Here is a 25,649-nt window from a genome sequence, read left to right as displayed (position 1 = left end):
GCGAAAAGACAAAAAATACCGCTGCCCAATACGGCAGCGGCAATTCAGCAGCTTAGTGCCAATCTAGCCAATGAAATATGGCTTATTTATTTCGAATACATTTTTCCGCGCGAAAAGGCCCCGGAATCCGCGTTGCCGATTCCAAGGCTTTTCAGCTGCAAACCGTCGAAGCCGCTGCGCTGCCGTTTTCCGGCGTCATTTATACCCGTTGATGGCGAACAAGCTTTCGTTGCCGAGCAGCAGTTGAATCATGAAGTATAACACCGGGGACAACAGAAGCAGCGCCATCAGCACGATCAGCGTCACAAGCCCCGCCAGGGGCGCTTTCGTATTGGTTTGTTGTGCGTTCATCTCGATCGACCGCCTTTTCGTTAATGTGAGGTGATGGCTTCAGTGTAACGAAAAGGCCGCGGCGCGGCAGTGATAAAAGTCACAACCGCCGCTGCCGTCAAGAAGAGCGCCCGGCAAACAATCGCGGGCTAATCGCCACCAAACTCCAGCACCAGCGAATCCCAGACGTTCAGCGCCGGAAGCGCGAAGATCGCCGTCAAGCCGCGCTTGCCGACCTCGTACGCCGGCTCGAGCAAAACCGGCTTGCCCCTGGCAACGTCCGGACTGGCACGGAACGCCAACACGGCTCGGCTTTCAACCGCGATCCGCACAATCCTCCCTTCCACCTCCGGCGTCGCCGCTTTTGCCTCGTTCCAGCAATCGTCGGCCGCGACGGTCAAATTGATGAAATGAATCGCTTTGCGGCGCTCGTGCTCGCGGACGACGATCCACACTTTGCCGGCTTCGCCATACATACTGTAAGGGAAACCGGAGAACATATACTCCTCGTTGTCTCCGTCCGCGTGCGTCATCGATACGTCGCGCAACCTTTTGTCATACCAAATGTGAACGTATCGCACGATATAATCGTAGTAGTCGCGCATCTTCCGCATAAACGCGGCGCCGATCGGCGAATGGTCGACATAGTAGCCTTGCGTCAGCACGCCGCCGTTTTCGCCGAGCAGCAGATGGTAGGCGCCATGTGCCGTCACAACGGCGGTCAGCAGCAGCGCGGCGTTCTCCGCCCCGGCAGCGCCGCCTTCGCCGGGCACGCGGAACGGCTTCAGGTAGGCGGCAAGGATGACGTTTTTGCCATTGCCGAGATGGTCCGCCCAGCGCACGATGTCGCGAATATGGTGGTACCGTTCGTACGGCTTCCACACCTCGACGTAAATCGCGTCCTGCGCCGCAAGCGCCACCGTGTCGACCGGCCAGTTGCCAACGTTGTTGAAAATCAGGCAAACGTCGTCGGCCGCCTCCTCCAGCGACTTTCGGGTACGGTCGATCAGCACGGGAAAATGGTCCGCCAGCCGCTCGACCCGCTCCACACCGCCGAGGCGAGACAGCGCCGTTTTCGGAAAACCGTACGTGTCCATGTGAATGCCGTCAAAGCCGACTCGTTCCACCGCCTGGCGATATTGCGAGACGATATGCTCGCTCCACGGCGAATCGGGGGCGATGTTCATGATCCGGAAGATGCCGATAAAATCGAACGGCTCGCCGCCGCTCGTATACAGCGCCCAATCCGGATGGCGCTCGGCAAATTCGCGGCTTGCCGCATACACCGCGCCGTAAGCGACCGCCTTCATGCCGCGCTCGTGGCAGAGCGCAATCTTCTCGCGAACGACGGGCAGGCTGACCTGCCGGCCCATCAGATCGGTATAGTCGTCCTCGGCGGCGACCAGTTCGTCGTGCCGATACATCCAGTCGTAGAACTGCACCAGATTCAGGTGCAGCTTGCACATGCTACGCACGTCTTCGCCGTCGCCAAGCTCGGCTGCGGCAAAATCGCTGAGAAAACCGTACCGCGTCGACCGCCGCCAGTCGCTGGCGACGTCGAAAGCGCCGGAGAGCGCATCGATAAGCTCGCCGCGCTCCCGCAGCTCGGCGTCGGCGCCGAAGCCGGCCAAATCGGCCTCGAAACAGCCGGCTTCGATGTCGAAGACAAGCGCAGCGTCCGGGGCAACGACCGCCTCCCGCGTCAGCACGGCAACCGTTTCCGTCGCCGCCGCAATCGTCAGCCGAACGACGAGCGCAACCGCCTCGTCGCCCGGATTGAACAACTCTACTGTCATTACGGCCGGTTCGCCGCTGCGAAACTGCGCTTTCGCCGGATACAGATCGCGAATATAAGGAGCGGTTCGCTCCATGCTGCATCATCCCTTCACGGCGCCTGCCGTAATGCCTTTGATGAAGAATCGCTGGAAGATCAGAAACGCCAGCACCGCCGGCGCGAGCCCGATCATGGCGGCCGCGGCCATCAGATGCCACTTGGCCCCGTACTGCTGGAAAAACATCGACACGGCCAGCGGGATCGTGCGCATCGACTGGCTTTGCAGGAAAAATACCGCCTGCCCGTAGTTGTTCCAGATGCCGAGCCCCTGCAGGATGACGACGGCGGCCGTCGCCGGGCGCAGCAGCGCAAACGTCACCCGCCAGAACGCGCCGAATGGCGAACACCCGTCGATAATCGCCGATTCCTCCACTTCGCGCGGCAGCGTACGCACGAAGCCGGTATACAGGAACACGGCGAACGGCATCGCTCCCGACGCCATCAGCAAAATCATCGCCCAATGCGTATTGATGCCGCCAATCGCGCGCATCAGCGTATACAGCGGAACGGTGATGATGATCGCGGGAATGGTCAGACAAACGAGAAAGATCGTATGAATCGCCCGGTTCGCCGCATGGTTGAAGCGTGCGATCGAATAGCCGGCGGATGCGGCCAGCGCGACGACAAGCGCAACGGCGCAGACAGTGATGACAAGCGAGTTGACCATGGCCAGGCCGATGTTCGAGCGCTGCCATGCATCCGCGAAATTGGCGACATGGAAGTCGGGCGCCAGCAGAGCGCCGTCGAAAAACGTGCGCGTCGGCGTTTTCAGCGACAAATACAGCAGCGCGTAGAACGGCACCAGCGAAACGAGCACGATCGCGCCGATGGCGGCGAACCGCAGAACGGATGCCCATGATTTCATATCGTCGACCTCTTACAGTTCATACTCGCGGGATTTGGTCAGCCGCAGGAACAGGCCGACCGGAACGATGATCAGCACGAACAAAATCAGCGCGACCGCGGTGGAGTAGCCGGTGAAGCTGCCGTACAGCATGCGCAGGATGTAAAGGCTCAGCGACTCCGTGCTGTAGCCCGGTCCGCCGTCTGTCATCGCGACGATGACGTCGAACACCGACAGCGAACCGATAATGTTCGTCACGACGTTGATTTGAATCGACGGATACAGAAGCGGCAGCGTCACATACCGCAGCCGGGCGGCGTAACCGGCGCCGTCGATAGTCGCCGCCTCGTACAGCTCGCCGGGAATCGACTGCAGCCCCGCCAAATAAATGACCATCGTCAGGCCGACGAACTGCCAGACGTTGACGACGATGATAACAAGCAGCGCGGTGCTGCTGTCGCCGAGCCAATTGCCGCTCAGGAAGCCGAGCTTCAGCTGCTCCAGCGCGTGGAACAGGAAACCGCGCCCAGGCTGCAGCATGAAATACCAGACGTAACCCATAATCAGCGGACTGATGACGGCCGGCAAATAGACGATGGCGCGCACCGCGCCTTTGAGCGGAAACTTGCGGTCGAGCAGCAGCGCGTACAGCAGCCCGAACACGTTCAGCAGCGGCGCGCTGCCGAGCGCAAAATACACCGTATTCCGCACATCCGTGCGCGCCCGCTCGTCATGCCAGAATTGGACAAAATTGTCCAGCCCGACGAAATGCGGCGTCGTTACGCCGTTCGAATCGGTCAGGCTGATGCCGATCCCCCGCAGCAGCGGATAGATGAAGAAGAAGGCAAACAGCAGAATGGCGGGTACGGCCATGAACTTGTGCAACTGGGCGTTCCGTTTCAGCATCGCGCGCATGGCTCGTTTCTCCTAACGGTTAATCGCAAACTTCTGCGTGTCCGGCGCGCTCCGCCGAACGGCGCCTATTTTTTGTTCGTGGCGTTCCAGGCTTTGTCCCAAGCGTCCTTGTACGCCTTGGCAAAATCGAGCGAAGCCGCGTATTTGCCCGCCAGCAGCTCCTGCACCATCCGGCCGGCATCGTCGCCGGAGAAGCCGGAAGGCGTGTCGGTGAAAGCGATGTTGACGCCCGTCTTGAGCGCGGCAGCCGCCTGGTCCTTCAGCGGTCCCCAGTCCGCGGAGACGTCCGTAAACGCCGGCGGCGATTTGAGAAATTCGCTGTACGCTTTCAGATTTTCCGGCTTGAACAGAAACTCGAGAAACTTCTTCGCTTCCGCCGGATGCTTCGAACCGGACGTAATGGCATAGGAGGAATCCTCCGCCGACAACACTACCGGCTTCGTGCCGTCGACAATTGCCGGGAACGGGCTGAATCCGATATCGTCCTTGATCGCCGGCTTCAGCGTCAGCAAGTCGCCGAGCACCCACATGCCCTGGCTGATGACCGCCGTTTTGCCCGCGACGAACGTTTCCTTCTGGTTGTCGTACGTCGCCGTCAGCGCGTCCTTGTTGATCAGGCCGTCGTTCTTCAGCTCCAGCAGCCGGCCGGCAAAAGCGTCGATCGCGCCGCCCGGCTTGTCGAACGACAGCTTGCTCGCGTCGTTGTTGATGAACGCCAGCCGCGACGGATTGACGCCGTACTGCTGCTTGATCACGCCGTGCGCCATAAACTCGATCAGATGGCCGAGCGTCCACGAATCTTTGCCGGCGAGGAACATCGGCGTCACGTCGGGCTTTTTCGCCTTCACCGTCGCCAGATTTTGCTTGAAGTCCGCCCAGGTGAGCGCTTCCTTCAGGCCGAGCTCGGCGAATATTTTTTTGTTGTAGAAAATGCCGCCCATCGTCATGTTCGTTGCGACTTTGAACTGTTTGCCGGTTTTGACGTCGGTGGACAAGTCCTTGATTGCCGGAACCACGCGCGACCAGAACGACTCGCCGGACAAGTCGAGGTATTTGCCCTGATCGATGTAATCCTGGGAAACGACAGTCGTAATGTCCGGTACGTCGCCGGAGGCAAACTTCACCTTGATGACGTTGCTGGCGTCCTTCTGGTATTCCTGCTCGACCGTGATGTTCGGATTCTCTTTGTTGAACTTGGCGATCAGGTCGTTCATCAGGTCGACCGTCTCCACCTTGCCGGTGAAAAACTTCAGCTTCACCTTCTCTTTAGGCGCTTCGGACGGCGATGCGGAAGCGGATGCGGACGGTTTCGCCGATTGCGCCGGCGTGGCGCTGGCGGCCGCCTTGTCTTTGCCGCCGCCGCCGCCGCAAGCGGCGACGCTTCCCGCCATAACGATCAAGCCGAGCGAAACGAGCATGCTTTTGCGAACCACGGGATTTCCTCCTTAACGATTGTTTGGGCCGCTGACGGCCAACCCCTCGAAATGCTGATCTGCCCCTTCATCATAACCGGCCCCTCTTCGCCGCGAAATACCGGAAATCGCTGCTGATGGTACGTTTTTTTCACAATTCGCCCCCAGTTCCGCACATCCGGTTTACAGATCGCAAGCGCTATCGTATACCATTAATAGAGCGGTATGAAGCGAAAGGGGCGAGGACCCGGCCATGGTCAAAAAATACCGCGACTGGAGCGTCAAGCTCAAGCTGTTGACGATAACCGCCCTGCTTATTCTCGGCTCCGTTTTCGTCGAATCGTATTTGTCCTACACGCAGTATACGAAAGATTTTGAACGCCAGTCGACGGACAAGGTGAACCAGATCATCGAGCAGGTGTCGCTGAATATCGATACCTACCTGGACGACCTGTTCCGTCTGACACTGGCGCCTTACCGCAACGCCGGCGTAATGGCCGCGCTCGAGCAGGACGGCCCGGACAGCGAGCTGGAGGAACTCAACAAACGCAGGCTGGTCGAAACATATTTGGAGGAAATGATGATTTATCCGCGCAAGGATATTTTGCGCGTCTCGATCATTACCGACGAAACGTATTCGAGCGGGCGCATTCCTTCGGGCGGCAGCCAGGAGACGAATCCGCAGAACAGCGATTGGTACCGGGAAGCGATGAATACCCAGGATTATGTATTCGTCCCGTCGCACATGCAGCAGATCGGCGGCGACCAGAGCGTCAGCGTCATCTCCGTCGTCCGGCGGCTGGTCAGCACCCGCACGCAGCAGGTGCTCGGCGTCATCAAGGTCGACGCCAACTACAACGGCATCGTCGACATCAGCTCGCGGGCGAACATGGGAGAAGACGGCGGCCTGCTTATCCTCGACGACAAGAACAACGTCGTGTACTCCGCGAGCGACAAGGACAAGGCGATTGCCGGCAGCGCCAATCGCGCGGGTTACATCGTCAGCTCCATTCCCGTGTCGCGCGTCGGCTGGCAAGTCGTTGCCGTCAACTCGGTCAAGGAAATGAACCGCCAGGCGATGCATACGCGCAACACCGCCTTCCTGTTCGCCGTCGCCTCGTCGTTGCTTGCGATTGTAGTGCTGTTCCTGTTCGTCCGCCAGTTCATGCGCCCGCTGCTGGCAATCGTCCGCCTCATGAAGGAAGTCGAACACGGCAATCTGGAAGTGCAGTTCGGCGGCAGCCGGCGGGACGAAATCGGCTACCTCGGCGCTTCGTTCAACGCGCTTATGGCCAAAATCAACGACATGCTGCAGCGCAACACGCAGCTTGTGAAAGAGGTATACGAAGCGAAGCTGCTGCAGAAAGAAGCGCAAATCAACACGCTGTTCAACCAGATTCGGCCGCATTTTATTTTCAACACGCTGAACATGATCAGCTTGACGATGCAGGCGGGCAAGCAGGAGAAGGCGATCGACCACATCAACAAGCTGAGCAGCATGCTGCGCAGCCTTACGACGTGGGACAAGGAAGTGCCGCTGCAGCGGGAAATCGATCTGCTGCACGCGTATCTCGGCATCCAGAGCAGCCGGTACGAAGGCAGGCTGACCTATGCGCTCGACATCGATCCGGCGCTCGCTGCAAGGCGCATCCCCGCGCTGCTGCTGCAGCCGATTGTGGAGAATGCCGTCATCCACGGCTGCGAGCGGAAGAAGGAGCCGACCGCGATCCGCGTCTATTCGCGGCTAATGGCCGACCGGCTGCTCATTTGCGTAGCGGACGACGGGCTCGGCATGGATGCCCGGGCGCTCGCCGCCTTGCAAGGAAAGCTGGCGTCGGCCGACGAAGCCGCGGCCGGTACGGCGTTGCCGGTTGCGGCGGACGTGTCCGCAGGAGGCGGCGACGGCTTCGATCGGGAGCGAAAGGACGGCAAGCAGGAGCCGCATACGGGCATCGGGCTGGTGAATGTCAACCGGCGGATCAAAGCAAGGTACGGCGCGGCTTACGGCTTGTCGGTCGTCAGCGCCGAAGGTGCCGGCACGACGGTCGAAGTGGCGCTGCCGCCGGAGGAGTAGCTTGGAGATGACGCCACTTTAGGCGAATAACAGGAAAACCTCCCGTTAATTTTCGCGATTTAGCCGAAAAGTGGACAAAGGCACGAAAATAACGGGAGGTTTTCCAGTTATTTCTCATTATTCAGCAAAAAATGAAAAAATAACGGGAGGTTTTCCCGTTAAGCCTACCGGACTGCCGTCTAGTTCCTGGTGATTTCTAGTTTCAAATGCTGATGGTATCGCTTACGCTGACCATAATGGGGGTGAATCCATGTATACGGTGCTCGTAGTGGACGATGAACCGGTAACGCGGGAGTATTTGAAAGCGGTCATTCCGCAGCTGCATCCGGACTGGCAGGTGAGCGCCGAAGCGGGCGACGGCCGCGAAGCGCTCGAGGCGCTGGCCGCCGCGCCCGTCGACCTGATCGTCACCGACATCAAGATGCCGGTCATGGACGGGCTCGAATTTATTCGCCGAGCCGCTGAACAGTCGCCGCAGCGGAAAATCGTCATTTTGTCCGGGTACGACGAGTTTGCGCTGGCCCGTGAAGCGATCCGCTACGGCGTGAACGATTATTTGCTCAAGCCGATCGTGCGCGAGGAATTGGCCGGCATGCTCGGCAAAGTCGCCGGCGAGCTCGACGCCAAACGGACCGAAGCGCTCGCCGACATGGCGATGCGCAGCGTATCCGCCGATACGAAACGGCAGGTCGTCAACCATTTCCTCCAGGCGATCGTGTCCGACAACAGCGTGGAAATCAAGACCCTATATCCGCTGATCTACCGGCTGAAGGTCAGCCTGATCGAGGCCGAAGGCGCCATCCTCGTGCTCGATCTCGACGTCGACCGGCTGTTGGCGAAAAAAGTCGCGCCCGGCGAAGTCGCGTTGTACCGCTTTATCGTGCATCAGGTGGCAAGCGAGTTGGCCGAAGGCTCGCCGTCGACGACGGTGTTCGTCGACGGCGAGCAGACAACGGCGGCGCTGCTGGCCGGCGACAACGAAGCGGACGTGCTGGCGCGCTGCCGCGGCTTCTACGAGCGCGTTCGCGACGCCATCGGCCGCTTGACCGGAATGAGCGTCACCGGCGCGGTCGGCTCGTGCGAAAGCGACGTGCAGCAGCTCGGCGTGTCGTACCGGCGGGCGCGGCGCATGCTGAAGCGGCGCCTGCTTCACGGCGGCGGCGCGCTGTACGCCTGCGCCGGCGGGACCGAGCAGGAGCCGGCGCTGCAGCAGCTCGACCTGGCGGTATCCGCCATCCAGTCGGCGCTGCTCGATCAAAGCGTTGCCGGCTGCAGTGCGGCCGCGCGCCAGTACGCCGAGCTGGCCGCGCCGGCGAATGTGACGGACACGCTGGCCTGCGGCGTGTACTTGCTGCAAAGCTTGCAGCGCGTCGCGCCGGCTGCTGCCGGCGACCGGGGCGAAGCCGCGATGCAGGCGCTGTGGCGGTTTGCCGCGCCGCGCGAGCCCGATGACGCCGTTGCCCCGGAGGAAACCGCCGCGCTGTTTCGGCGGCTCGCGCAGCTTGCCGGGGCGGCGGACGCCGCCGATCCGCCGCAGGCGGCAAACGAGCACGACATCGTGTCGCTGGCGAAAGCTTACATCTGCGACCATTACGCGGAACCGCTCAGCCTCGCGCTCGTCGCCGAACAAATCGGCGTGTCGCCCGGCTATTTGAGCAACCTGTTCAACAAAAGCGTCAGCGAGTCGTACATCAAGTTCGTTACCCGCGTGCGCATGGAGCAAGCGGCCAAGCTGCTGCAGGCGAAGCCGCCGGTGAAAGTGTACGACGTCGCGGAGAAGGTTGGATATGTCAGCGTGAAGCACTTCTCTTACGTGTTCAAGCAGCACTACCAGGTGCCGCCGGGCGAATACCAAGAGAAGTACGCGAAGCCGTGAACGACGAGTGCGCGGAGCGGATGACTTTTGCCGGAGTCATCGCAAGGCGCGGCGCAAACGGCCGAACGCCCTCGCCAGGCATAGCGGAGCCGCTCTCGTTCCCCCTCCCATACGCTCTTCGCTCGAAATAAGCCATGTTTTATTGGCTATTCGGCTAAAAGTGAACCCCCGTCACCAAATAGCAAGCGATTTCACTGGTTATTTCCCCGAATCACTCCCTTTGGGGGCCGATTCGGGCGAAATAAGCCATGTTTTCACTGGCTATTTTTTACGTGGCACCTGAAATCGGGCAAATAAGCCATTTTTCACTGGCTATTTGAGATGGTTCCAGCGCGTCCGTATTGTTCCGGCAACCGAGACAAGGCGGAACTCCAGCGTTTTGGTCGGTGTGGCGTCGGTTGCCCTCGTTCTTTCGTAGGCGAACGTCGTCAGAGGAGACTTTGAGCCATACCATTTTGCATAAAAACGGAGTTGAACTATGAGGGGGGGCCAGACCGAGTGAGGCGTTCCATGATTTACCGTGGCAAAAATGTACCTGAAAAATACAACCACATTTTTTTCAATCGCGAGAAGCATCCGGGGAAGAGCGAAAAACTAGACATCAACAAGGTATGAGGTCAAACGGGCTGTGAAACCGTTTTTTATTTATAACGCTTGTCAGCGGAACAACACTTGGAAATTGCTTCACCGCAGTTCATGCTCTGCGGATTGTTTGAGCTCCCAGAGGGAGGTATCACACTGCCCTTTCGATCAAAAACCTGCTTTACATCACCACTCCCCGTATATAAAATTGTACTCTGCATCGCCCCCATAAACACCATAAACGACTGTGGTGACACCGCGAATTCGGGCAATGCGGTCAGTCCATAGCAGTACTGATCCATAATTAAAACCACAAAGCGATGAGGAACGCATTGTGGTTTTTTCGTCAGAAAATATCAAGTTAGTTCAAAAGAACCTTGAACCGGAAGCCGCGAGTCATAAACGGATTGGAAGACGCCGCGTCAGTCTGCGGCTCGAGCAACGTAAGGCGGTAATGCGAATCGGATGGAAAACGAATCGCAATCTCCCGGTCGCTGTCGCATTCGTAGCGGATGCCATCCTCCGTTCGCCGCCAGGAAATTCTGATCTTGTCGGACGTTCCGACAATGGGCACTTCCCCTGCCGCATGCGTCAACGAACCCGTAAGCAGACGGAACTCGAACATGGGCGGCTCCCCTTCCCATTCCCATTCCCTTTCTCCTGCCCCTGCCGATCTAGCATGCAGTCCAAGAAAATAACGCGACAGCTGCCAGGACGGGCAACCCGACCAAGCATGGCAATGGCTCCATCGATGGTCGAACACTTCCAGCAAGGTCGTCGCTCCTTGCTCCAGCATCCACCCCCAGCAGGTCCGGTACTGGTCCAGTACAAAATCGGCTTCCCCTTCATCCAGCAAAGCAGCCAGCGCAAAGTGGCCGAAATACGGGGTGATCAGCTGCGGATGGTTGGCGGCAGGATGAGAGAGACGCGGAGCGTCCGGCCGGTTGGGAAAGCAGCTCAGCATGTGCTGCTTGATCCATTCCGCAGCCGTTTGGCGCTCTTCGCCGCAAAACAGCCCGAAAGCAAGTGCCAGCACGTTGGCATGATAACCCGGCTCGGCCCCGGCAGACGTTCCAGCCCCAACGCCGTCGATCGGCAATGCGGTCGGCAGCAATCCCCTGGCTGTCATTAGCTTTCCGCGAATGATCGCCTCCAGATGGTCGCGCTGCTCAAACCGTTGCCGGCCGAGTGCCGCTTCGCCAAGTGCGTCCGCCCAATCCGCGGCATCGCCAAGCGCCTTCCATACGAGCACATTAAGCGCAATGTTGACCTCGTCCTTCGCAACGATATGCCCCCAATCGACGAAATCCCAGTAAGGGAACCGGGCAATGCCGACTTCGGATAAACAGGACAAGTAGAAGTCGACGACATCGTTGGCCGCTTGAAAGTGCGACCGGATGAAGGCCTTGTCGCCGGTGAGGCGGAAGTACCGCATGCACCCCGTTACCCATAACATGGCATACGACGAAACCGGAATAATCTGTCCGGGGTAGCAGCCCATGATCATGCCGTCATCGCGCCTGCTGAGCGCGGCTTGCTCCAAACTTCTGCGAATCAAACTCAAATCGCCGTACGCCACGCCAAGCGTCTCCATGCCGACCGCGACAGCGTCACCCAACCATTGCCCCCGTTCGCGCGTCGGCGTATCGGTCAGCGCATCCTCGCTGCACGCTTGCAGCGTCTCCACGCCTGCACGCCAGATCCGGTCCAGCAGCGGATCGCTGCTTGTGAAGCACCCGATCGGGGAACCGAAATAGGTTCTTTGCCGGGCCGCAACTTCATGAACGGCGACAGTCTTGAGAGGCGCCGCGATATGCAGTTCCAGAAAGCGGAACCCCCTTGGCGAAAAAGTGGACAACGTTTGCCGGCCGCCCTTGGCAATCCACCGATCCAGATGACAGGAAGAACTGGCGGAAAATGTTATAACCGGCACGACGCGGCCATCCGTCAAATATTCGCTGTAGCCCGCCTCTACCTTCGTTCCTTCCGGAAGCTCCAGATCGAGAGCAGGTCGATACAATCCCACCTTGCCAAAATCGAAACGATACCAGACGCCGTCTGCAGTCGTCGCCGTCTGAAAGTCTCTGAGCAGGAACCGGACCGGCGGATCGTCCATCTCGTAGCCGAACCGGTCCGTATACACGCCGCTGCCGATCATGGCCGAATGAACGACATCATTCCGGCATGCGGCAAGCGGGTTGCGACCGTAAACCGGCTGTCGTCTGCCTTCCCATGGCTGGACGACCGCAATAGAATGCCAATCGGCCTGCACCGACGATGCAGCCCCTGCCTCGTCGAAGCTCCAGTCCGGCAGCAAGCGGGTATCGCACAGTTCGGCCCAACCAAGCTGCCCGTTGACTCTGCGTCCCATCGGCCGGAAAGCCGCAAGTTCCTGACACCGCCATATCAGTGAAAGCGGGCCGCTTGCGTCCAGCACCTCGACCTGAACAAACGGCGGCAGCTGGTTGGCGCTCATCCGCGTCGCAACGCCGTAATAGTGAACGACGATCGTCAGCGTGTGTTCGCCCGCCGGAAGCGCCAGCGAAAAAACATCGTACTCCGGCCTTGCTTCGGCGAATCGCGCGGGACCCTCGCCAGCTTCCTCCCCATCGCAATACAACCGGTACGTGTCGCATCCGAACAGATGAACCGCTATTTGCTGCGACGCGGAAAGACGCAGATTGGCCTGGAACGCGATGTATACGTTTTGCTCGCGCGACGGGCGCGGGTGCCAAAATGCCGGTACATGGATCATGGGCTACGCTCCTCTCCCCGGTCGGAAATCGTTCCCGCCGGAATATGACGCCGAACGAAATGCTGCGGAGGCGCGGGAATGCCGGCAGGCCATAACGAATAGCCGTCGGTATACCGCTCTCCCGACGTATGGAAATGCTCGGGCGAATACGCATTGCTGCGGGCCGGTACCATGTGCAGCGGGCCGAACGTGTTGCGCCGCGTCAAAAATAGCTGCAGCTCCAGGTCGCTGCCCGCACGCACCTCTTCCGTGATGTCCGCCTCGTAAGGCGTCCATGGCATCGTCCGCGCCGGGCCATTCGCCGATACGACCTTGGCGCATGCGCCATCGATTGCCGGAAGCCGGAGCAGGTGAACATCGTCTGGCGAGATGTCGCCGTCCGTAGCCTGCCGCCCGGCCGTCTCCAGGTGATAAGCGATCATCCCGCCATAAAAAGGCAGCCCCTGACGCGTCAAGTCGCCGATCGCCAGCCTCCCCGGCAGCGAAGTGATGCGTTTCTCCGCACCTTCGGTCATAACACCGAAATCGCCAAGCAAATAAACGGCCTCCAAGTCCGTGCGCTCATGGAACGTCGTCTCCAGCACGATCCGGTTGTCTCCTTCGCGCAGCATGGAAAGAGGCACAGGCAGCAGCTCAAAGCAAGGATCTACCCATGTGGCCTCCGCCGGATGGCGCGACAGCAATTCATCATTGACGAAAACCTTGACGTTTGCCGGATGCTCCATGGCCAGATGCCACCATGCTCCGTTGTCGTCCAGGAGGCCCTCGCCCGGTTCGATCAGGAACCGGAATTGCAGCGCGATGCGGCCAAGCGGTTGGTCCGGCCACAGGCCGTGCGTGCGGGCGTACCACGGCTGCACCATTTTGTTGTTGCGCCGCTCCACCCGGTAATGATCGCGCAAAGCCCGGTCCACGCGAAGCAATTCGCTCTCCGCCTGCCACTCTCCGTCGTCGATCCGATAAGTTGCCCGATCCAGCACGCATACATTCGGTTCGCTGAGCCGGTACGAGAACGGTCCGTTCCATTGCCCCGCCATCGCTTCTTTGCCGATCGGCTGGAGAGGCACCGCTTCGTCAGCTTGCTCGCGAATGTAATACAGCCGTTCTCCCGACGGAGGAAAGTCCGTCACCATTTCCATTCCGTCCGCTGTTGCATCAGCCGCGATGCGCGATCGTTGCCCGGTTAGCGCATCCCACTGCTCCACTGCGCCGCGCAGGTTCACCCGCAGCCGCACGTTATGCTGCCAGCGGTCGCGGTCTACGTTCAGAAACATCACGATATGGCCATCTTCAACCTGGCGAATGTGACACAATAAATCGCGGACCGGTTCGTCCGTTGCCGCCGCGTGCGCTTGCGCACGGATGCGCAAGGATGATGCGCAGGCCTGGGCGACGGAAGCTTCGCGCCATTCCATAGGCATCGCTCGATCCAGGAGCCGAACAGCGTCCTCCGAGGGCAATGCATCCACATATGCCGGCATTGAACCGGCGACGACAACTTGGCCCCCCGCGTCCAGGAAAGCGTGAAGCAGCCGCAAGGTCGACAAGCGGATCGTCAACATGCCGGCCACGATCACGACGCGGTACGACGCCGCCCCGACCCGAAGCACGGGAACGCCCGATGCATCGGCCTCGACGGAGCCGTACTTTGCCAGCAGATGCTCATCCCCGTAATCGAAGTCGATTTGGCTTCCCGTCAGCCAATGAAACAGCTCCTGGTAGCTTCGTTCGATCGCGATCACTTCGGGAGAAGCTGTCGCGAGCATGGAGGACCATCCGCAGTATACCTGGGACCATACACTCTCCACCGGGTTCAGCGCCAATACGTCACAAACCGGCGTTCCTTCCGACATCGCCGCCCCGATGCGCGAGAAATACGTTTCAACCGATTCGTATTCCCGCCACCAGGCGGATTGCGGTCCGATGGTGCCGGGAAAATCGCGCTTCGACTCTCCCTCCATGGTGTACCAGGCAAGATGGTGGCTGCGGGCGTTGATCCCGAACAACGCCTGCCAATTTCCTACCGCCTTGTGTCCTTCGAACGACAGCTGCCAGCCGGTCGCTCCGTAAAGCTCGGAGAACAGCCATCGTTTATTCAACTGCCGGGCGACGGAAGCGAGCTGCTTGGCAATCCAGTAGCAACGGTTCCCTTCCGTCAGCACGTCAATGCCAGGTTCCTCCATATACTCGTAGTAACGCATGACCGAACCGGACATCGCCGTCTGGGCAGTCAGCGAATCCTCATGCAGCACGTGCCCGGTCAAACGAAGACCGTGCCGCTTGCACCACCTCTGCACAGGCTCGGCGAAATTTTCGAGAAACATCCGCTGCAGCAATTCGACATAATGCCATTTCACCTGCGAAACGACCTGGCCGTTCAGGCGAAAAAAAAGCTCCGGCAAACGGGGAAGCAAGTCGTATCCGAACGCCTCTTGAAACCGCTCGAACAGATCGTAGGTCCACGGCACATGCCTCTCCTTGTCCGGATTCGCAATGCCGAATCCGTCGAGCAACGATCCTCTGTGCGGTTCATCCGTAAAAATCCCCTGAATGCTCCCCCCGAACAAATCCCCGCAGGACTGGCTGTACTTCTCGTGCGTCAAGGCCAGAAAATGCTCCGTTGCCTCAAGGTTGAGGGTGTCCAAATACGTGGAGCCGTTGTAGAAGGAGGTAGAAGCCATTTCGGTCGTTCGAAAGGCAAGCGCGACACCTCCCTCGGAAGGCGGCAGCAGGGGCGTGGAATCGCGATGCAATTGCACGCAGTCGTATACGTTCACGCCGTCCAGCCGGCAATAAAAGGCCGCCACCGTTTGCTCCGTCCAGCAAAAGGCGTCCGTTGCCTCCAGATCGGCCCGAATAAACTTCAACCGATATTGCGGCTCCCGGGTCGCCATGCCGCCCGCCGTCCCGCTCGGCCATCGATCCTCGTCGTACAGCCACGCCTCCATGCCGAGCCGCTGCGCTTCTTCCGCGCAGGCGCGGGTCAGTTCCATCCATTCTTCGCCCAAATACTCGGTTTGCAGCCCGACCCGGGAATGCATGTAAAAGCCGCCAAACCCCATCTCCCGGAAAGCGCGGATTTGCTCCAGCAAACGCTCCCGATCGAGCTTGCCGTTCCACGACCATAACGGTTTGCCGCGAAACGCGTTCGCCGGTTTCAAGAATCGTTCGTACAGCGATGGTTGCATCCGCTTGCCCTCCTTGTTCTCTCTACGCTGCGCGATGGCCGGCTGCCATCCGATCGGCAGCCGCACCCGGGCTTCTACAATTTGTGACCGCCCAGCAGCTGCCGCTTCATCCAGGGATTCGCCACCACCCTGTCGCCTTCTTGCAGCAAAATCTCGTACAGACGGCTGCGAAGTGCGGCAACGACGTCTTGCACCGCCGCATCGCCGATGCGGTTGTTCAGTTCCGCGGGATCTTGCTGCAAGTCATAGAGCTCATCCACATCCGTCGGGTTCCACACCAGCTTCCAGCGCCCTTTCGCAATCATCCGCTGCAGGAACAGACCGAACTGCTGGCCGTTATAAGTCGAGACAATTTCCTCGCGCCATTCCAGGGCCGGGCCCTGAAACAGCGGCACAAGCGAGCGGCCCTGGAAGTCGCCGGGGGCGAATCCAAGCCGTTCCGCAAGCGTCGGCGGCAAATCGAGCAGGTTGTACACCGGCTCCTCCCGCACTTGTCCGGGAGCGACGCCCTTGCCGCGAATGATCAAGGGAACGTGGACAACGTCCTCGTACATGACACAATGTTTATCCATCATGCGATGGGCGCCGCACATGTCGCCATGATCGGCGGTCACGATAACGAGCGTGTTCGCGCCCATACCCGAACGATCCAAATAATCGAGGATCGTCCCGATCGCGTCGTCCATTTGGCTGATCAACGCGTAATAACGGGCGACGGTCGGTGCCCAATCGGACCATTCGTAGCGCTCGACGCCCCAATTGAGCAGCTGCTGCCGCTGAATATACGGCTTGTTCGCGAACGAATCGGCGAAATTGTCCCAAGGCGGTACGGCGGCCGGATCATACCGGGAAGCGAACGGTTCGCTCGGTCGGCATGGCAGATGCGGCTCGTCGAAATCGAGCCGGACGTGCCATGGCACGGAACGATTCCGCCCGTACCGCTCCAGCAAGCCGATGGTCCGCCGAGCCATCCAGTGGGTGCGGGAATCCTCGATCGGTACCGGGTCGGTGTCGCCGAAGAAGCCATGGCGATACTCCGTGACCCCGTATCGATCGTCACGGTACGCCTTGTAATCCTGCAAGGAAACGTACTCGTCATAGCCATAGCTGGTCGGATCGTATTCGGGGTGTACATGCCACTTGCCGAGATAGGCCGTCTCATATCCGGCCCGCTGCAGCTCCTTGGGCCATGCGTACGTGTCAGGGTCCAGGGGGGGAATCGGCGGGCCAAGATCATAATTCCAGAGCGACCCGAATGTTTCGGGTCGCCTGCCGTTCAATAAGCTTTGCCGTGCCGGACAGCATAAGGGAATGTGCGTGTAGGCGTTGGCGAACCATATTCCCTCGCCGGCCAGCCGATCCAGATTCGGGGTGCGGACGGGGTATTTGCGGCTTGCCCCGATGCAATCATACCGAAGCTGATCCGACACGATAAGCAGCACATTCGTCTTCTCCATCTTGCTCCTCCGTCGTCGTCGATTCCTGGCTTACTGGATCGTAAAGCTCAGCTCGCCCAATCCGATCTCCGCCTTCACGATGCCGGTGGTCGGCTGCGTGCCGTACGAGGTTGCGGCGGCATAAAAGGCATGGTAAGTACCGGTTGCGCTGTCGTACTCCAGCCGCCCCGTGCCGTCGATCGTCGACATACCGAGGAAATACGTGTTTTTGTTCGAGGTCGGCCCGTCGCTGCCCGCCAGAATCGGATGCGCGGAAAACCCGCCTTCAACAAAGCCAGGCATCGACCAGTTCAAGCCGTCCCGCGACACTTGCATCGAAGGATAAGTGTCATACGGTTTCGTAGGACCCGGCACTCTGCTGAAGCTGATGCGGAAAAATACCCGGCCTCCCGGCGCCTCGTCCGCGTAGCCGATCTGGTTGCCCAAATCGACCATGCCCGTCGTAGCTTCCCTATCGTTCCAATCGAACGTATATGGATTGTTTGAGCGCAATCGCACGTGTGGGCCGCTTTCCGCTCCATTCAAAATGGTCGCCACATACAACCACCACACTTTGCCGTCGGGATCGTCCGGCACATACACGACTTCTTCGTGCGTCAGCTTCAGCGCCTCCCGGGTCGCAGCCGGCAAATTAATGACGACGCCGCGGTCGATAGCAGTTGGATTGAGAGGGTCGTAATTGGGATTGTTCGGGTCGAGATTTGCTCTTGTCCAGTGAGTGCCGTCTTGGGAAGTGGACAGCCCGATGCGGTCGGCATGGTTCGGAGTCAGACGATTTGGATTCGTCGGAACCGTTTCTCCCGTATCTACTTGCTGGCCTTCGAATATTTCCGATTGCCAGAACATGTAGTAAGTTCCGTCGACCTTGATGACCTCGGGCTCCAGCGTATTGTCCGTCCACCAGCCGGTGAAGCCGGTTTCCATACCGTTGTAGAAGACCGGTCGATTCACTTGCCGGAACCAATTCCGTCCGTCGGATGAACTGGAGTACAGGATATGGTCGCCATCGAACGCACGATTCGCACGGTCAGCATTGGCCGCATCAGTGGCGACCCACTCGTCGCCATTCTGTTTCACTGTTCTCCACCGGCCGCCGGTCCACATCTTGTAGACCGAGCCATCCTTGATCAGATGGACCGAATAATCGTAGGCATCCAGGTCGTTCGCTACGATGTGCTTGTTGAAGGCAAATCGGGTGCGAAAATGTAAATTATTGGTAACGAACTTGACAAGGTCCGCCGCTCCGTCGGCGTTTATTTGGCCGATTCGGGGAATGATCGGGTTCACCGTATTGGCCCAGTTGTACGTCGCTTGCATGTTGTATTGTGCGAGGGGTTCGCCACCCGGAAGCGGACCGAATTCTCCATCGCCTGTTCCCATCCGGAACGCAAATCCTGACATATTCGCGTCGCTATCATACAGCCCGATATCGGCTCGCCGATCCTGGTTCAGATCGCCGACTACCAACGTGCCGGGGTTTGTGGTGTTGGACCAGGTCGAATTGTGGGTGGCCGGGAAGCCGCCTGCGCCGTCACCGAACCAGACGTCGATAGCTCCGGTTGACCCTGTATAAACAATGATGTCGGCGTGCTTGTCGCCGTCCACATCAGCGGCCTCAAGCTGCCCGCCGGTAATCGCCACACCCGTGGCAACCGTCGTTCCGCTGAACGCGCCTGCTCCGTTGCCGTAAGCGATCGTAATCGTGGCGCTGGACCCGGCAACCTTCAAGGCGCCCAAATCGGCGTACCCATCGCCGTTAAAGTCGGCTGCGAGGAAGCCGCTGTTTTTGCCGTCGTTCCATGTTACGTTATTCACGCTTCCGAACGTGCCATCGCCTACGCTACGAAACCATTTCAAGCTGCCGCTGGACACATTGTAATACAGCGCGTCGTCCAAGCCGTCGCCGTCTACGTCCGCCAGACGGAATCGCATGTCGGCGGTACTCCAAACGATCGGCATGACGTCGTCCTTTTCGTTGGCGGAATCGAAATCGAAGCCGTAGTTGGTGAAATCGCGGTTCATCGCCGCTTGATACCCCAAAAATTCACTCGTGTACGTCACCGATGTAAAGCCGGTAAACCCGCTGTAATTCACCGTTTCCGTGACGGGCGCAGCGCCCGCCGTGGATCCGCAGGCGATCGACAGCACGAGCACGTTTGCCAGCAGCTTCTTTTTCATCCCCATCGCCCCTTCATGCGTAATCTTACTTTTTGCCCGCCCACTGATTGTACGCTTGCTGGTAAATGCTCACATACTGCTTCACGTTCATCTTGTCGAGCGTAGCCGTGTACTCGTTCCATTTGCTGTCCAGCGCCACATCGCCAACCGTAAATTTGCCCGACATTTCGTTCACGTACGTGGTGATATCCGTTTCCAGCACCTTAAGCTGCTGCTGCTGATCCATCGAGAAATAAATCAAGGGGAAGCTGTTCCTCGCCACCGGTCTGAGCTTGCTGTTCGTTTCCTGCTCGATGTGGTAGTTCAGCGGATTCGTTTCCTTCAGGTTGTAGTTATTCAACTTTTGCACGGGCTCGTGGATGCGGGGAATCAACGTACCCGCGTTCGGCGATATCGTCCCGCGGAATTCGGCGGGATTGGCGCCGGCCGGAACCAGCGCTTTCAGCCCCTGCTTGTTGTCGACGTATTCGTAATGCTTGCCTTCGATCCCCTGGGCGGCGAGCAAGGCGCCTTCCGCGCTGTACAAATAGTCCACCCAACGAATGGTCGCTTCCGGACTTTTATTGCTCTTCGTGATGGCAAACGTGCCCTTCGTCAAATTGTTTGCGCGCACCGAAAACGGCGTTGCGTTTACCTGCGACGTGAGCGGAGGCAAAATGCTGTAGTTTTTGTCCTGATCGTTGCCGACGACCTGGAACGGTCCGCCTGCCGCGAATACGCCGATTCGGCCGGCATTGCCCTTGGCGTTTTTTTGCTGGACCGTTTGCGAATACCCTTCCTTGTCCAGAAGCCCTTCGGTATACAGCTGATTCATGAAAGAAAGATAAGCTTTGTATTCCGGCGCCGCCGGGGCAAACCGCACGTTGTCCTTGTCGACCGACATCGGGCCGGTAAACCCGAAAGCGTTCAGCAGAACATTTTGAATATCGGGCACGCCGCCTGCCGCAGCCAGGTTGAACGACATCGGAATTTCGTCTTGTTTGCCGTTTTTGTTCGGATCGTTATTTTTGAATGCCCGCAATACCGCGATCAACTCGTCGACCGTTTTGGGCATCTGCAAATTCAGCGCCTTCAGCCAGCTTTCATTGATCCACAGCTTCGGATAAACGCCGAATGCGTCCGGCGTGTCGATAAAGGGCAACGAATAAATATGTCCGTCCGGAGTCGTTATATTGCGGCGTATGTCCGGATTGTCATCAAGCAGCTTGCGGATGTTTGGCGCATAGTCCGCGATCAGCTTCTCCAGCGGAATCAGTTGGCCCTGGCCGCCGAACATGATTTCGTCCGCCGGCTGCAAGTTCGCACCGAACAGCACATCCGGCAAGTTGCCGCTTGCGAAGCGGAGATTAAGCTTTTCCTTGTAGCTTTCGGCGGCCGGCGTATCGAACGTGAACTTGATGTTGGTCAGCTTCTCCATTTCCTGAAAAAACACCATGTCGTTCCACGCCAATTGGTTGGCAGTTTTGGAACCCATCAGCGTCAGCGTGATAGGCGAGCTTACAACCGGAAATCCGCTCAAATTTAAATTATCGGGCGTCTTTTTCTGTTCGGCTTTGGTCGTTTCCGCCGGCTTTTCCGTGGTCGAACGGGACTCGCAGCCCGTTATGACGGTTGCCGCCAGCGCCGTCGTCAATACGGCGGTCGTCCATACGTGCTTTTTCATTGATGCCGTCACCTCGTCTTTATCGTTATCGTATTGCTTCCCCTTCTTCTGCCCTGTCGCCGCCTTACGCAGCATCCCCCCTTTCCTTGCGCGCATCCGATGCGTCTTATCCTTTGAGCGAGCCGATCAACACGCCCTTCACGAAAAAACGCTGAAGAAACGGGTAGGCGATCAGCAACGGCAAGGCGGACACGATCATCACCGCGTATTTCAGGATATCCGCGATTCTGGCTTGCTCCGACAAACTGTCCAGTTGGTCGCCGCTCATCAGCATCGTCGTGTTCATTTCCTGCAAAATGAGAATTTCCCGCAAAATGAGCTGCAGCGGAAATAAATCGCGATTGGACAAATACATCATGGCTGCAAAGTATTGATTCCAGAGCCCCACCGCATGGAACAACGACATCACGGCGATAATCGGTCCGGAGAGCGGAAGCACGATGCGGAAGAAAACGCCGAACAGCCGGCACCCGTCGATTTCCGCGGCTTCCTGCAGCTCCTGCGGGACATTCGCCGCAAAAAACGTCCGGGTCACGACGATCGCCCAAATGCCGACTGCATTCGGCACGACAATCGCCCACAAGGAATCCATCATGCCCAATTGTTTGACCAGCAAATAATTGGGGATGAGCCCGCCGTTAAAAAACATCGTCGCCAGCATAAACACCATGATAGCGGTTCTGCCGCGCATCTCCTTGCGGGATAGAGCAAAGGCGCAGGGCAGCAAAATCGCCAGATGGATGCCCGTGCCTAGAAGCGTATAACCGATGGTGTTCCGATACCCTCGCCAAATGTCCGCGTTTTGGAAAACCCGCTTATAGCCTTCAAACGTTACCTGCTCGGGCCATAACCACATGTGGCCCGAATTGACGTAGAGCGGGTTGCTGACGGAAGCGCTGATGATGTAGATGAGCGGGTACAGCACCACAACCAGCATGAGCGCCGTAAAAGCGTAGTTGATCGCGACGAACGCCCGATCCGACAAGCGATGGTTCATACGGCCCCCCCTTCCTATAGCAGACTGGTGCTGCTGAATCTTCGCGCGGTCTGATTGACAATCAACAGAAGGACGAGATTGACCGCCGAATTGAACAGCCCTACGGCACTCGAGAAGCTATATTGCCCATCGATCAATCCGCTGCGATACACATACGTCTGAATGACGTCCGATGCTTGCAAGTTCAAGGTGTTCTGCAGCAGATAGACCCGCTCGAAGCCGATGGACATGAAGCTGCCCGCATTAAGAATAAGCAGAATCGTAATCGTTGGCATGATGCCGGGAAGATTGATATGGCGGATGCGCTGCATCCGGCTGGCGCCATCGACGGTAGCCGCTTCGTGAAGCTCCGGATTGATCCCGGTCAGCGCTGCCAAATAAATGATAGCCCCCCAGCCGAGATTCTGCCACTCGCCGCTGAGTACAAAAATGCTTTTGAACCACTCCGGTTTGGTCATGAACGAAATCGGGTCGCCGCCGAGCCATGACACGAATTTGTTCACAATCCCCGTACTCGGACTCAGGAAAGCGATGATCATGCCGCTCATCACAACCGTGGAGATGAAGTGGGGGGCATAGGTGACCGTCTGCACGAATTTTTTATACTTGCCGTTCACCAGCTCGTTCAGCGACAGCGCCACCAGGACGGACACCGGGAACAATGCCAGCTGGAATAAGCTGATGAGCAATGTGTTGCGGAGCAGTCGTCCGAAGTAATACGACTGAAAAAACCGCACGAACTGATCGAACCCCACCCAATCGCTGCCCCATATTCCTTTCGTGACCACATATTGCTTAAAAGCGATTTGCACCCCGTACATCGGTACATACTGGAATAGGACATAATAAACAATCGCCGGCAGCACCAACACATATAGCGGCCATGTCCGCTTCAACCGTGACCCCGCCATTCGTTTCACCCCCTCTGTCAACGGGCCTTTGCACAGTCGAAGTATAACCGCCGCCTTCCGCACCGTAAATATTCCGATGATCGCTTGCATGTTCCGATCATGATGTGGCAAATACCTCCATGTTCCGTGCATGACAGCAAGCGGCGCGCCCCGTGTTTGGCGGCAAAAAAAGAAGAGGGGCGCTCGCCCCCCTCTCGATTGCCGCTCCCTATGCGTTCGTTTCGCCGTTCCGGCGATAAAGCTTGCGGTATTCTCCCGGTGTAATGCCTTCCTGCTTGCGAAACTTCTCAATGTATTTCGACACGCCGATATATCCGACGCTTCCGACAATGTCCTTGACCGGCCAATCCGTTTCGACAAGCAGCCGCTTCGCCTCCTCGTGCCTGAGCTGCTGGACGTATTCCGTAAACGTCATGCCTGTCTGCTCTTTAATGAATCGGCTGAGATAAGAGGAGGACAAGCGGAAATGCACGGCAAGCTGCTCCAGCGAAAAGTCGATGGATGGATAGCGGGCCTGAATCAGCGCGGTCACCTCTTGCTGAAGCCGCGTATGGTTGCTGTCGCGCTTTCGGACAACGTAGTCGCATATCTCCTCCGCCAACAGACGGAGCCGCGTCTCCAGGTCGGCGAGCGACGCAAACTCGGTCACAAGCCGAATCTGTTCCGGACTGTCTGCGAACTGCACTTCACGCATCAATTTGAACACCGAATTGATCAGATCTGCGCAAATGAGCCGCAGCATGAACAGCGACTGTACTCTTTCTGCCAGGCCGGCCATCATTTTGCCCAGCGTTTCCGTTGCGACTCCGGCGTCCCCTTGCTTCAAGCTTTGAATAAAGCGGACTTGCTCCTCCACCGGATACCACAAATCATCCTGATTGATCTTCTGCAAATCAACAAAAAAGAGCACGCCGCCGCTTCCTTCCCGAATGCGGTGTTCCATCGCCCCCGCGGCTTCGATGTAGGAATGGTTGACCGATCGCGGATCCGTATACGGCTGGCCCACGGCTACGGTAAGCTGCCCGTCAATCCGGCTTGCCGCCCGTTGCTGCAGTTCTTTTGCGACCTTCAGCTGCATAAGCTTCGCGTCTTCCTCATCTCGCTCCATGGCGACGACAAGCGCCATCCCGGCTTCCCAGTCGAGCTGCACTCCATAGGCTTCGCCGCCGTCAAATACGAAATGGCGGAACAGTTGGGAAATATCGTCCTTGTCCCGAGCGGAGAGCAACCCGGCCGGTCCGTTCACCAAATCGACGATCAAGACGAAATAGCAAGCCCCTTTGGCCTGCAAGCTATGGGTCAACGCGCCTTCCTCCCATTCCCCCGCCGCAAGCTTGCCTTGCAGCAGGCGAAGCAGAAACTTTTCTTTGACGATTTCGCTCTGCAGATCCACCTGCTCGATCAGGGCAAGATTGCTGCGATACGTGGTGCTGAGGGTGCTGCCGATGTAGTCGAGTTCATTGCCGACCTGCTGTTCGGCGGAACGCGGCAAAATATGCAGGGCATTCTGAAACAGCCGCCCGATCGGCCGGTACTGCCGTCTTGAAATGGCCAACGAGCCGACAACGCCAAGGCAGATCAGCGTCGCCAAAACAAATCCGACGAGCAGCTTCATATTGATGACACGCGAAAGAAACTGTTCGGTCGGCATCAACGTAACGAAAGACCAGCCGGTAACGTCGGAATCGACGCTGGCCAGCGAATAACGATTATTTTCCCATTTCACCTGCCTGTACCCTGACGATTCCGTCCAATTCTCTTGCCAAATCTCCGAGAGCATCGTTTCAGCAAGCGGAAGCCCGCTGTTCTGGAAAGCCATTACTTGTTTCTTCTCGTTTAAAACAAATATGCCGCCGCGCAAATCGCCGAGCAAATTTTCGATCTTGTTCGTCAGGCTCTCGCTGTTCAGCAGCAAAATGACTTTGCCGTAATGGAGCGAGTTGTTCCTCGGGATGGGAGAAGAGTAAGCGATCAATTCACGGCCGCGCGTCGTTCGCCCCTTCAGGTTAACCGCGCGGGTAAATTCGGAACGTGTCGCAACCGTTTGGTCAAGCCATTGGACCATATCTTTTTCGGGAAATTGGTAAAACTCCCCCATCAAGGTCGTCATGTACATCGTTCCGGTCGTCGAATAAATAATGTCATCATTTTCAAAATGCAGCAAAATATCTTCCAGATAGGGGTTGTACGATTGATACCGCGCCAGCTCGCGTACGGATTCGAGTTGAGCATATCCGTTTCTATGCACCATATAAGGCGTAAGGGTGGGGTCGATCGACAACTGGGAGGCGAGGTCGTTCATCTCCTGCATCAGCCTGTCGATTTCGTCGCGAACAAGCTCCAATTGGCGCATATTGGAACGCTCAATTTCATGTTGAAGGCCGATGACGGCATTAAAATAGACCATCCCTCCAAGAATGAGAAACGGAACGGCAAACACGAAAAAGTAAGAGAACCAAATTTTTTGTTTCAGGCTGAGCGCATGCTTCATGAACGAAAACCGCCTTCTACCCGCGAAATTGCCAATAACAAAGTGTTGCACAAGTAGTATAATCGAATTCGCCCCGAACGGCCAGACGATTGATAAGTTATTGACACCCCGCCCCTCCCTCGGCTATAATTTTAGTACCAGA

At 58.0% G+C, this 25,649-nt stretch carries 15 protein-coding genes; 2 read left to right on the top strand and 13 right to left on the bottom strand.

The features are described from left to right. Positions 1-195: 195 nt before the first annotated feature. The 5 genes from EXY20_RS39005 to EXY20_RS16685 all read right to left on the bottom strand — a co-directional run bounded on the left by EXY20_RS39005 (position 196) and on the right by EXY20_RS16685 (position 5,356). A complete protein-coding gene (locus tag EXY20_RS39005) occupies positions 196-351 on the bottom strand; it encodes a hypothetical protein (RefSeq protein ID WP_167859300.1) in 156 nt (51 codons plus the stop codon). Between the two features lie 128 nt (positions 352-479). Next, positions 480-2,201 carry a glycoside hydrolase family 66 protein gene (locus EXY20_RS16700; RefSeq protein ID WP_135553168.1) on the bottom strand — a complete coding sequence of 574 codons (1,722 nt, stop codon included), beginning with the start codon at positions 2,199-2,201 and terminating at the stop codon, positions 480-482. A 6-nt stretch (positions 2,202-2,207) separates the two neighbouring features. Then, the gene (locus EXY20_RS16695) at positions 2,208-3,029 is read right to left on the bottom strand and encodes a carbohydrate ABC transporter permease (protein WP_135553166.1); all 822 of its coding nucleotides are present in this window, start codon (positions 3,027-3,029) and stop codon (positions 2,208-2,210) included. 12 nt (positions 3,030-3,041) lie between these two features. Continuing rightward, positions 3,042-3,923 carry a carbohydrate ABC transporter permease gene (locus EXY20_RS16690; protein WP_207671287.1) on the bottom strand — a complete coding sequence of 294 codons (882 nt, stop codon included), beginning with the start codon at positions 3,921-3,923 and terminating at the stop codon, positions 3,042-3,044. Positions 3,924-3,988: 65 nt separating this feature from the next. Continuing rightward, a complete protein-coding gene (locus EXY20_RS16685; protein WP_135553164.1) occupies positions 3,989-5,356 on the bottom strand; it encodes an ABC transporter substrate-binding protein in 1,368 nt (455 codons plus the stop codon). Between the two features lie 232 nt (positions 5,357-5,588). Between EXY20_RS16685 and EXY20_RS16680 the strand changes: the two genes are divergently transcribed. Together EXY20_RS16680 and EXY20_RS16675 are read left to right on the top strand one after the other, a co-directional pair. After that, positions 5,589-7,409, top strand: coding sequence for a sensor histidine kinase (locus EXY20_RS16680; RefSeq protein WP_135553162.1), 1,821 nt, complete (start codon positions 5,589-5,591; stop codon positions 7,407-7,409). Between the two features lie 250 nt (positions 7,410-7,659). Next, positions 7,660-9,285, top strand: coding sequence for a response regulator transcription factor (locus EXY20_RS16675; RefSeq protein WP_135553160.1), 1,626 nt, complete (start codon positions 7,660-7,662; stop codon positions 9,283-9,285). A 943-nt stretch (positions 9,286-10,228) separates the two neighbouring features. Here the strand turns inward: EXY20_RS16675 and EXY20_RS16670 are convergent. From EXY20_RS16670 to EXY20_RS16630, 8 genes are all read right to left on the bottom strand, one after another. Beyond that, positions 10,229-12,622 (bottom strand): family 78 glycoside hydrolase catalytic domain, encoded by a 2,394-nt coding sequence (locus EXY20_RS16670; protein ID WP_135553158.1) that lies wholly within the window; start codon positions 12,620-12,622, stop codon positions 10,229-10,231. Further along, entirely contained in the window at positions 12,619-15,810 is a 3,192-nt protein-coding gene (locus EXY20_RS40430) for a glycosyl hydrolase family 2 protein (RefSeq protein WP_135553155.1), read from the bottom strand. Before EXY20_RS40430 ends, EXY20_RS16670 begins: the two co-directional genes overlap by 4 nt. A gap of 74 nt (positions 15,811-15,884) precedes the next feature. Continuing rightward, positions 15,885-17,267 carry a sulfatase-like hydrolase/transferase gene (locus EXY20_RS16660; protein WP_135553153.1) on the bottom strand — a complete coding sequence of 461 codons (1,383 nt, stop codon included), beginning with the start codon at positions 17,265-17,267 and terminating at the stop codon, positions 15,885-15,887. A 30-nt stretch (positions 17,268-17,297) separates the two neighbouring features. Next, on the bottom strand, positions 17,298-19,445 hold the full coding sequence (locus EXY20_RS16655; RefSeq protein ID WP_167859299.1) for an FG-GAP-like repeat-containing protein: 2,148 nt from the start codon (positions 19,443-19,445) through the stop codon (positions 17,298-17,300). Between the two features lie 25 nt (positions 19,446-19,470). Next, positions 19,471-21,183 carry an extracellular solute-binding protein gene (locus EXY20_RS16650; RefSeq protein ID WP_167859298.1) on the bottom strand — a complete coding sequence of 571 codons (1,713 nt, stop codon included), beginning with the start codon at positions 21,181-21,183 and terminating at the stop codon, positions 19,471-19,473. A gap of 31 nt (positions 21,184-21,214) precedes the next feature. Further along, positions 21,215-22,105 (bottom strand): carbohydrate ABC transporter permease, encoded by an 891-nt coding sequence (locus EXY20_RS16645; RefSeq protein ID WP_135553147.1) that lies wholly within the window; start codon positions 22,103-22,105, stop codon positions 21,215-21,217. A gap of 14 nt (positions 22,106-22,119) precedes the next feature. Beyond that, positions 22,120-23,016: an ABC transporter permease gene (locus tag EXY20_RS16640; protein ID WP_135553145.1), complete on the bottom strand. Its 897-nt coding sequence runs from the start codon at positions 23,014-23,016 to the stop codon at positions 22,120-22,122. 208 nt (positions 23,017-23,224) lie between these two features. Continuing rightward, positions 23,225-25,507, bottom strand: a complete 2,283-nt coding sequence (locus tag EXY20_RS16630; RefSeq protein ID WP_135553142.1) for a helix-turn-helix domain-containing protein — start codon at positions 25,505-25,507, stop codon at positions 23,225-23,227. Positions 25,508-25,649: the final 142 nt, after the last annotated feature.

It is taken from the genome of Paenibacillus cymbidii, assembly GCF_004764705.1.
Lineage (GTDB): Bacteria > Bacillota > Bacilli > Paenibacillales > NBRC-103111 > Paenibacillus_AN > Paenibacillus_AN cymbidii.
The sequence above is the reverse complement of the archived record's forward strand: the minus strand, read 5'-3'. Positions and strand labels throughout refer to the sequence as shown.

Coding starts and splice junctions, on each gene's coding strand:
- EXY20_RS39005 (WP_167859300.1), bottom strand. CDS start 351: ATGAACGCACAACAAACCAATACGAAAGCGCCCCTGGCGGGGCTTGTG.
- EXY20_RS16700 (WP_135553168.1), bottom strand. CDS start 2,201: ATGGAGCGAACCGCTCCTTATATTCGCGATCTGTATCCGGCGAAAGCG.
- EXY20_RS16695 (WP_135553166.1), bottom strand. CDS start 3,029: ATGAAATCATGGGCATCCGTTCTGCGGTTCGCCGCCATCGGCGCGATC.
- EXY20_RS16690 (WP_207671287.1), bottom strand. CDS start 3,923: ATGCGCGCGATGCTGAAACGGAACGCCCAGTTGCACAAGTTCATGGCC.
- EXY20_RS16680 (WP_135553162.1), top strand. CDS start 5,589: ATGGTCAAAAAATACCGCGACTGGAGCGTCAAGCTCAAGCTGTTGACG.
- EXY20_RS16675 (WP_135553160.1), top strand. CDS start 7,660: ATGTATACGGTGCTCGTAGTGGACGATGAACCGGTAACGCGGGAGTAT.
- EXY20_RS16670 (WP_135553158.1), bottom strand. CDS start 12,622: ATGATCCATGTACCGGCATTTTGGCACCCGCGCCCGTCGCGCGAGCAA.
- EXY20_RS40430 (WP_135553155.1), bottom strand. CDS start 15,810: ATGCAACCATCGCTGTACGAACGATTCTTGAAACCGGCGAACGCGTTT.
- EXY20_RS16660 (WP_135553153.1), bottom strand. CDS start 17,267: ATGGAGAAGACGAATGTGCTGCTTATCGTGTCGGATCAGCTTCGGTAT.
- EXY20_RS16655 (WP_167859299.1), bottom strand. CDS start 19,445: ATGAAAAAGAAGCTGCTGGCAAACGTGCTCGTGCTGTCGATCGCCTGC.
- EXY20_RS16650 (WP_167859298.1), bottom strand. CDS start 21,183: ATGCTGCGTAAGGCGGCGACAGGGCAGAAGAAGGGGAAGCAATACGAT.
- EXY20_RS16645 (WP_135553147.1), bottom strand. CDS start 22,105: ATGAACCATCGCTTGTCGGATCGGGCGTTCGTCGCGATCAACTACGCT.
- EXY20_RS16640 (WP_135553145.1), bottom strand. CDS start 23,016: ATGGCGGGGTCACGGTTGAAGCGGACATGGCCGCTATATGTGTTGGTG.
- EXY20_RS16630 (WP_135553142.1), bottom strand. CDS start 25,507: ATGAAGCATGCGCTCAGCCTGAAACAAAAAATTTGGTTCTCTTACTTT.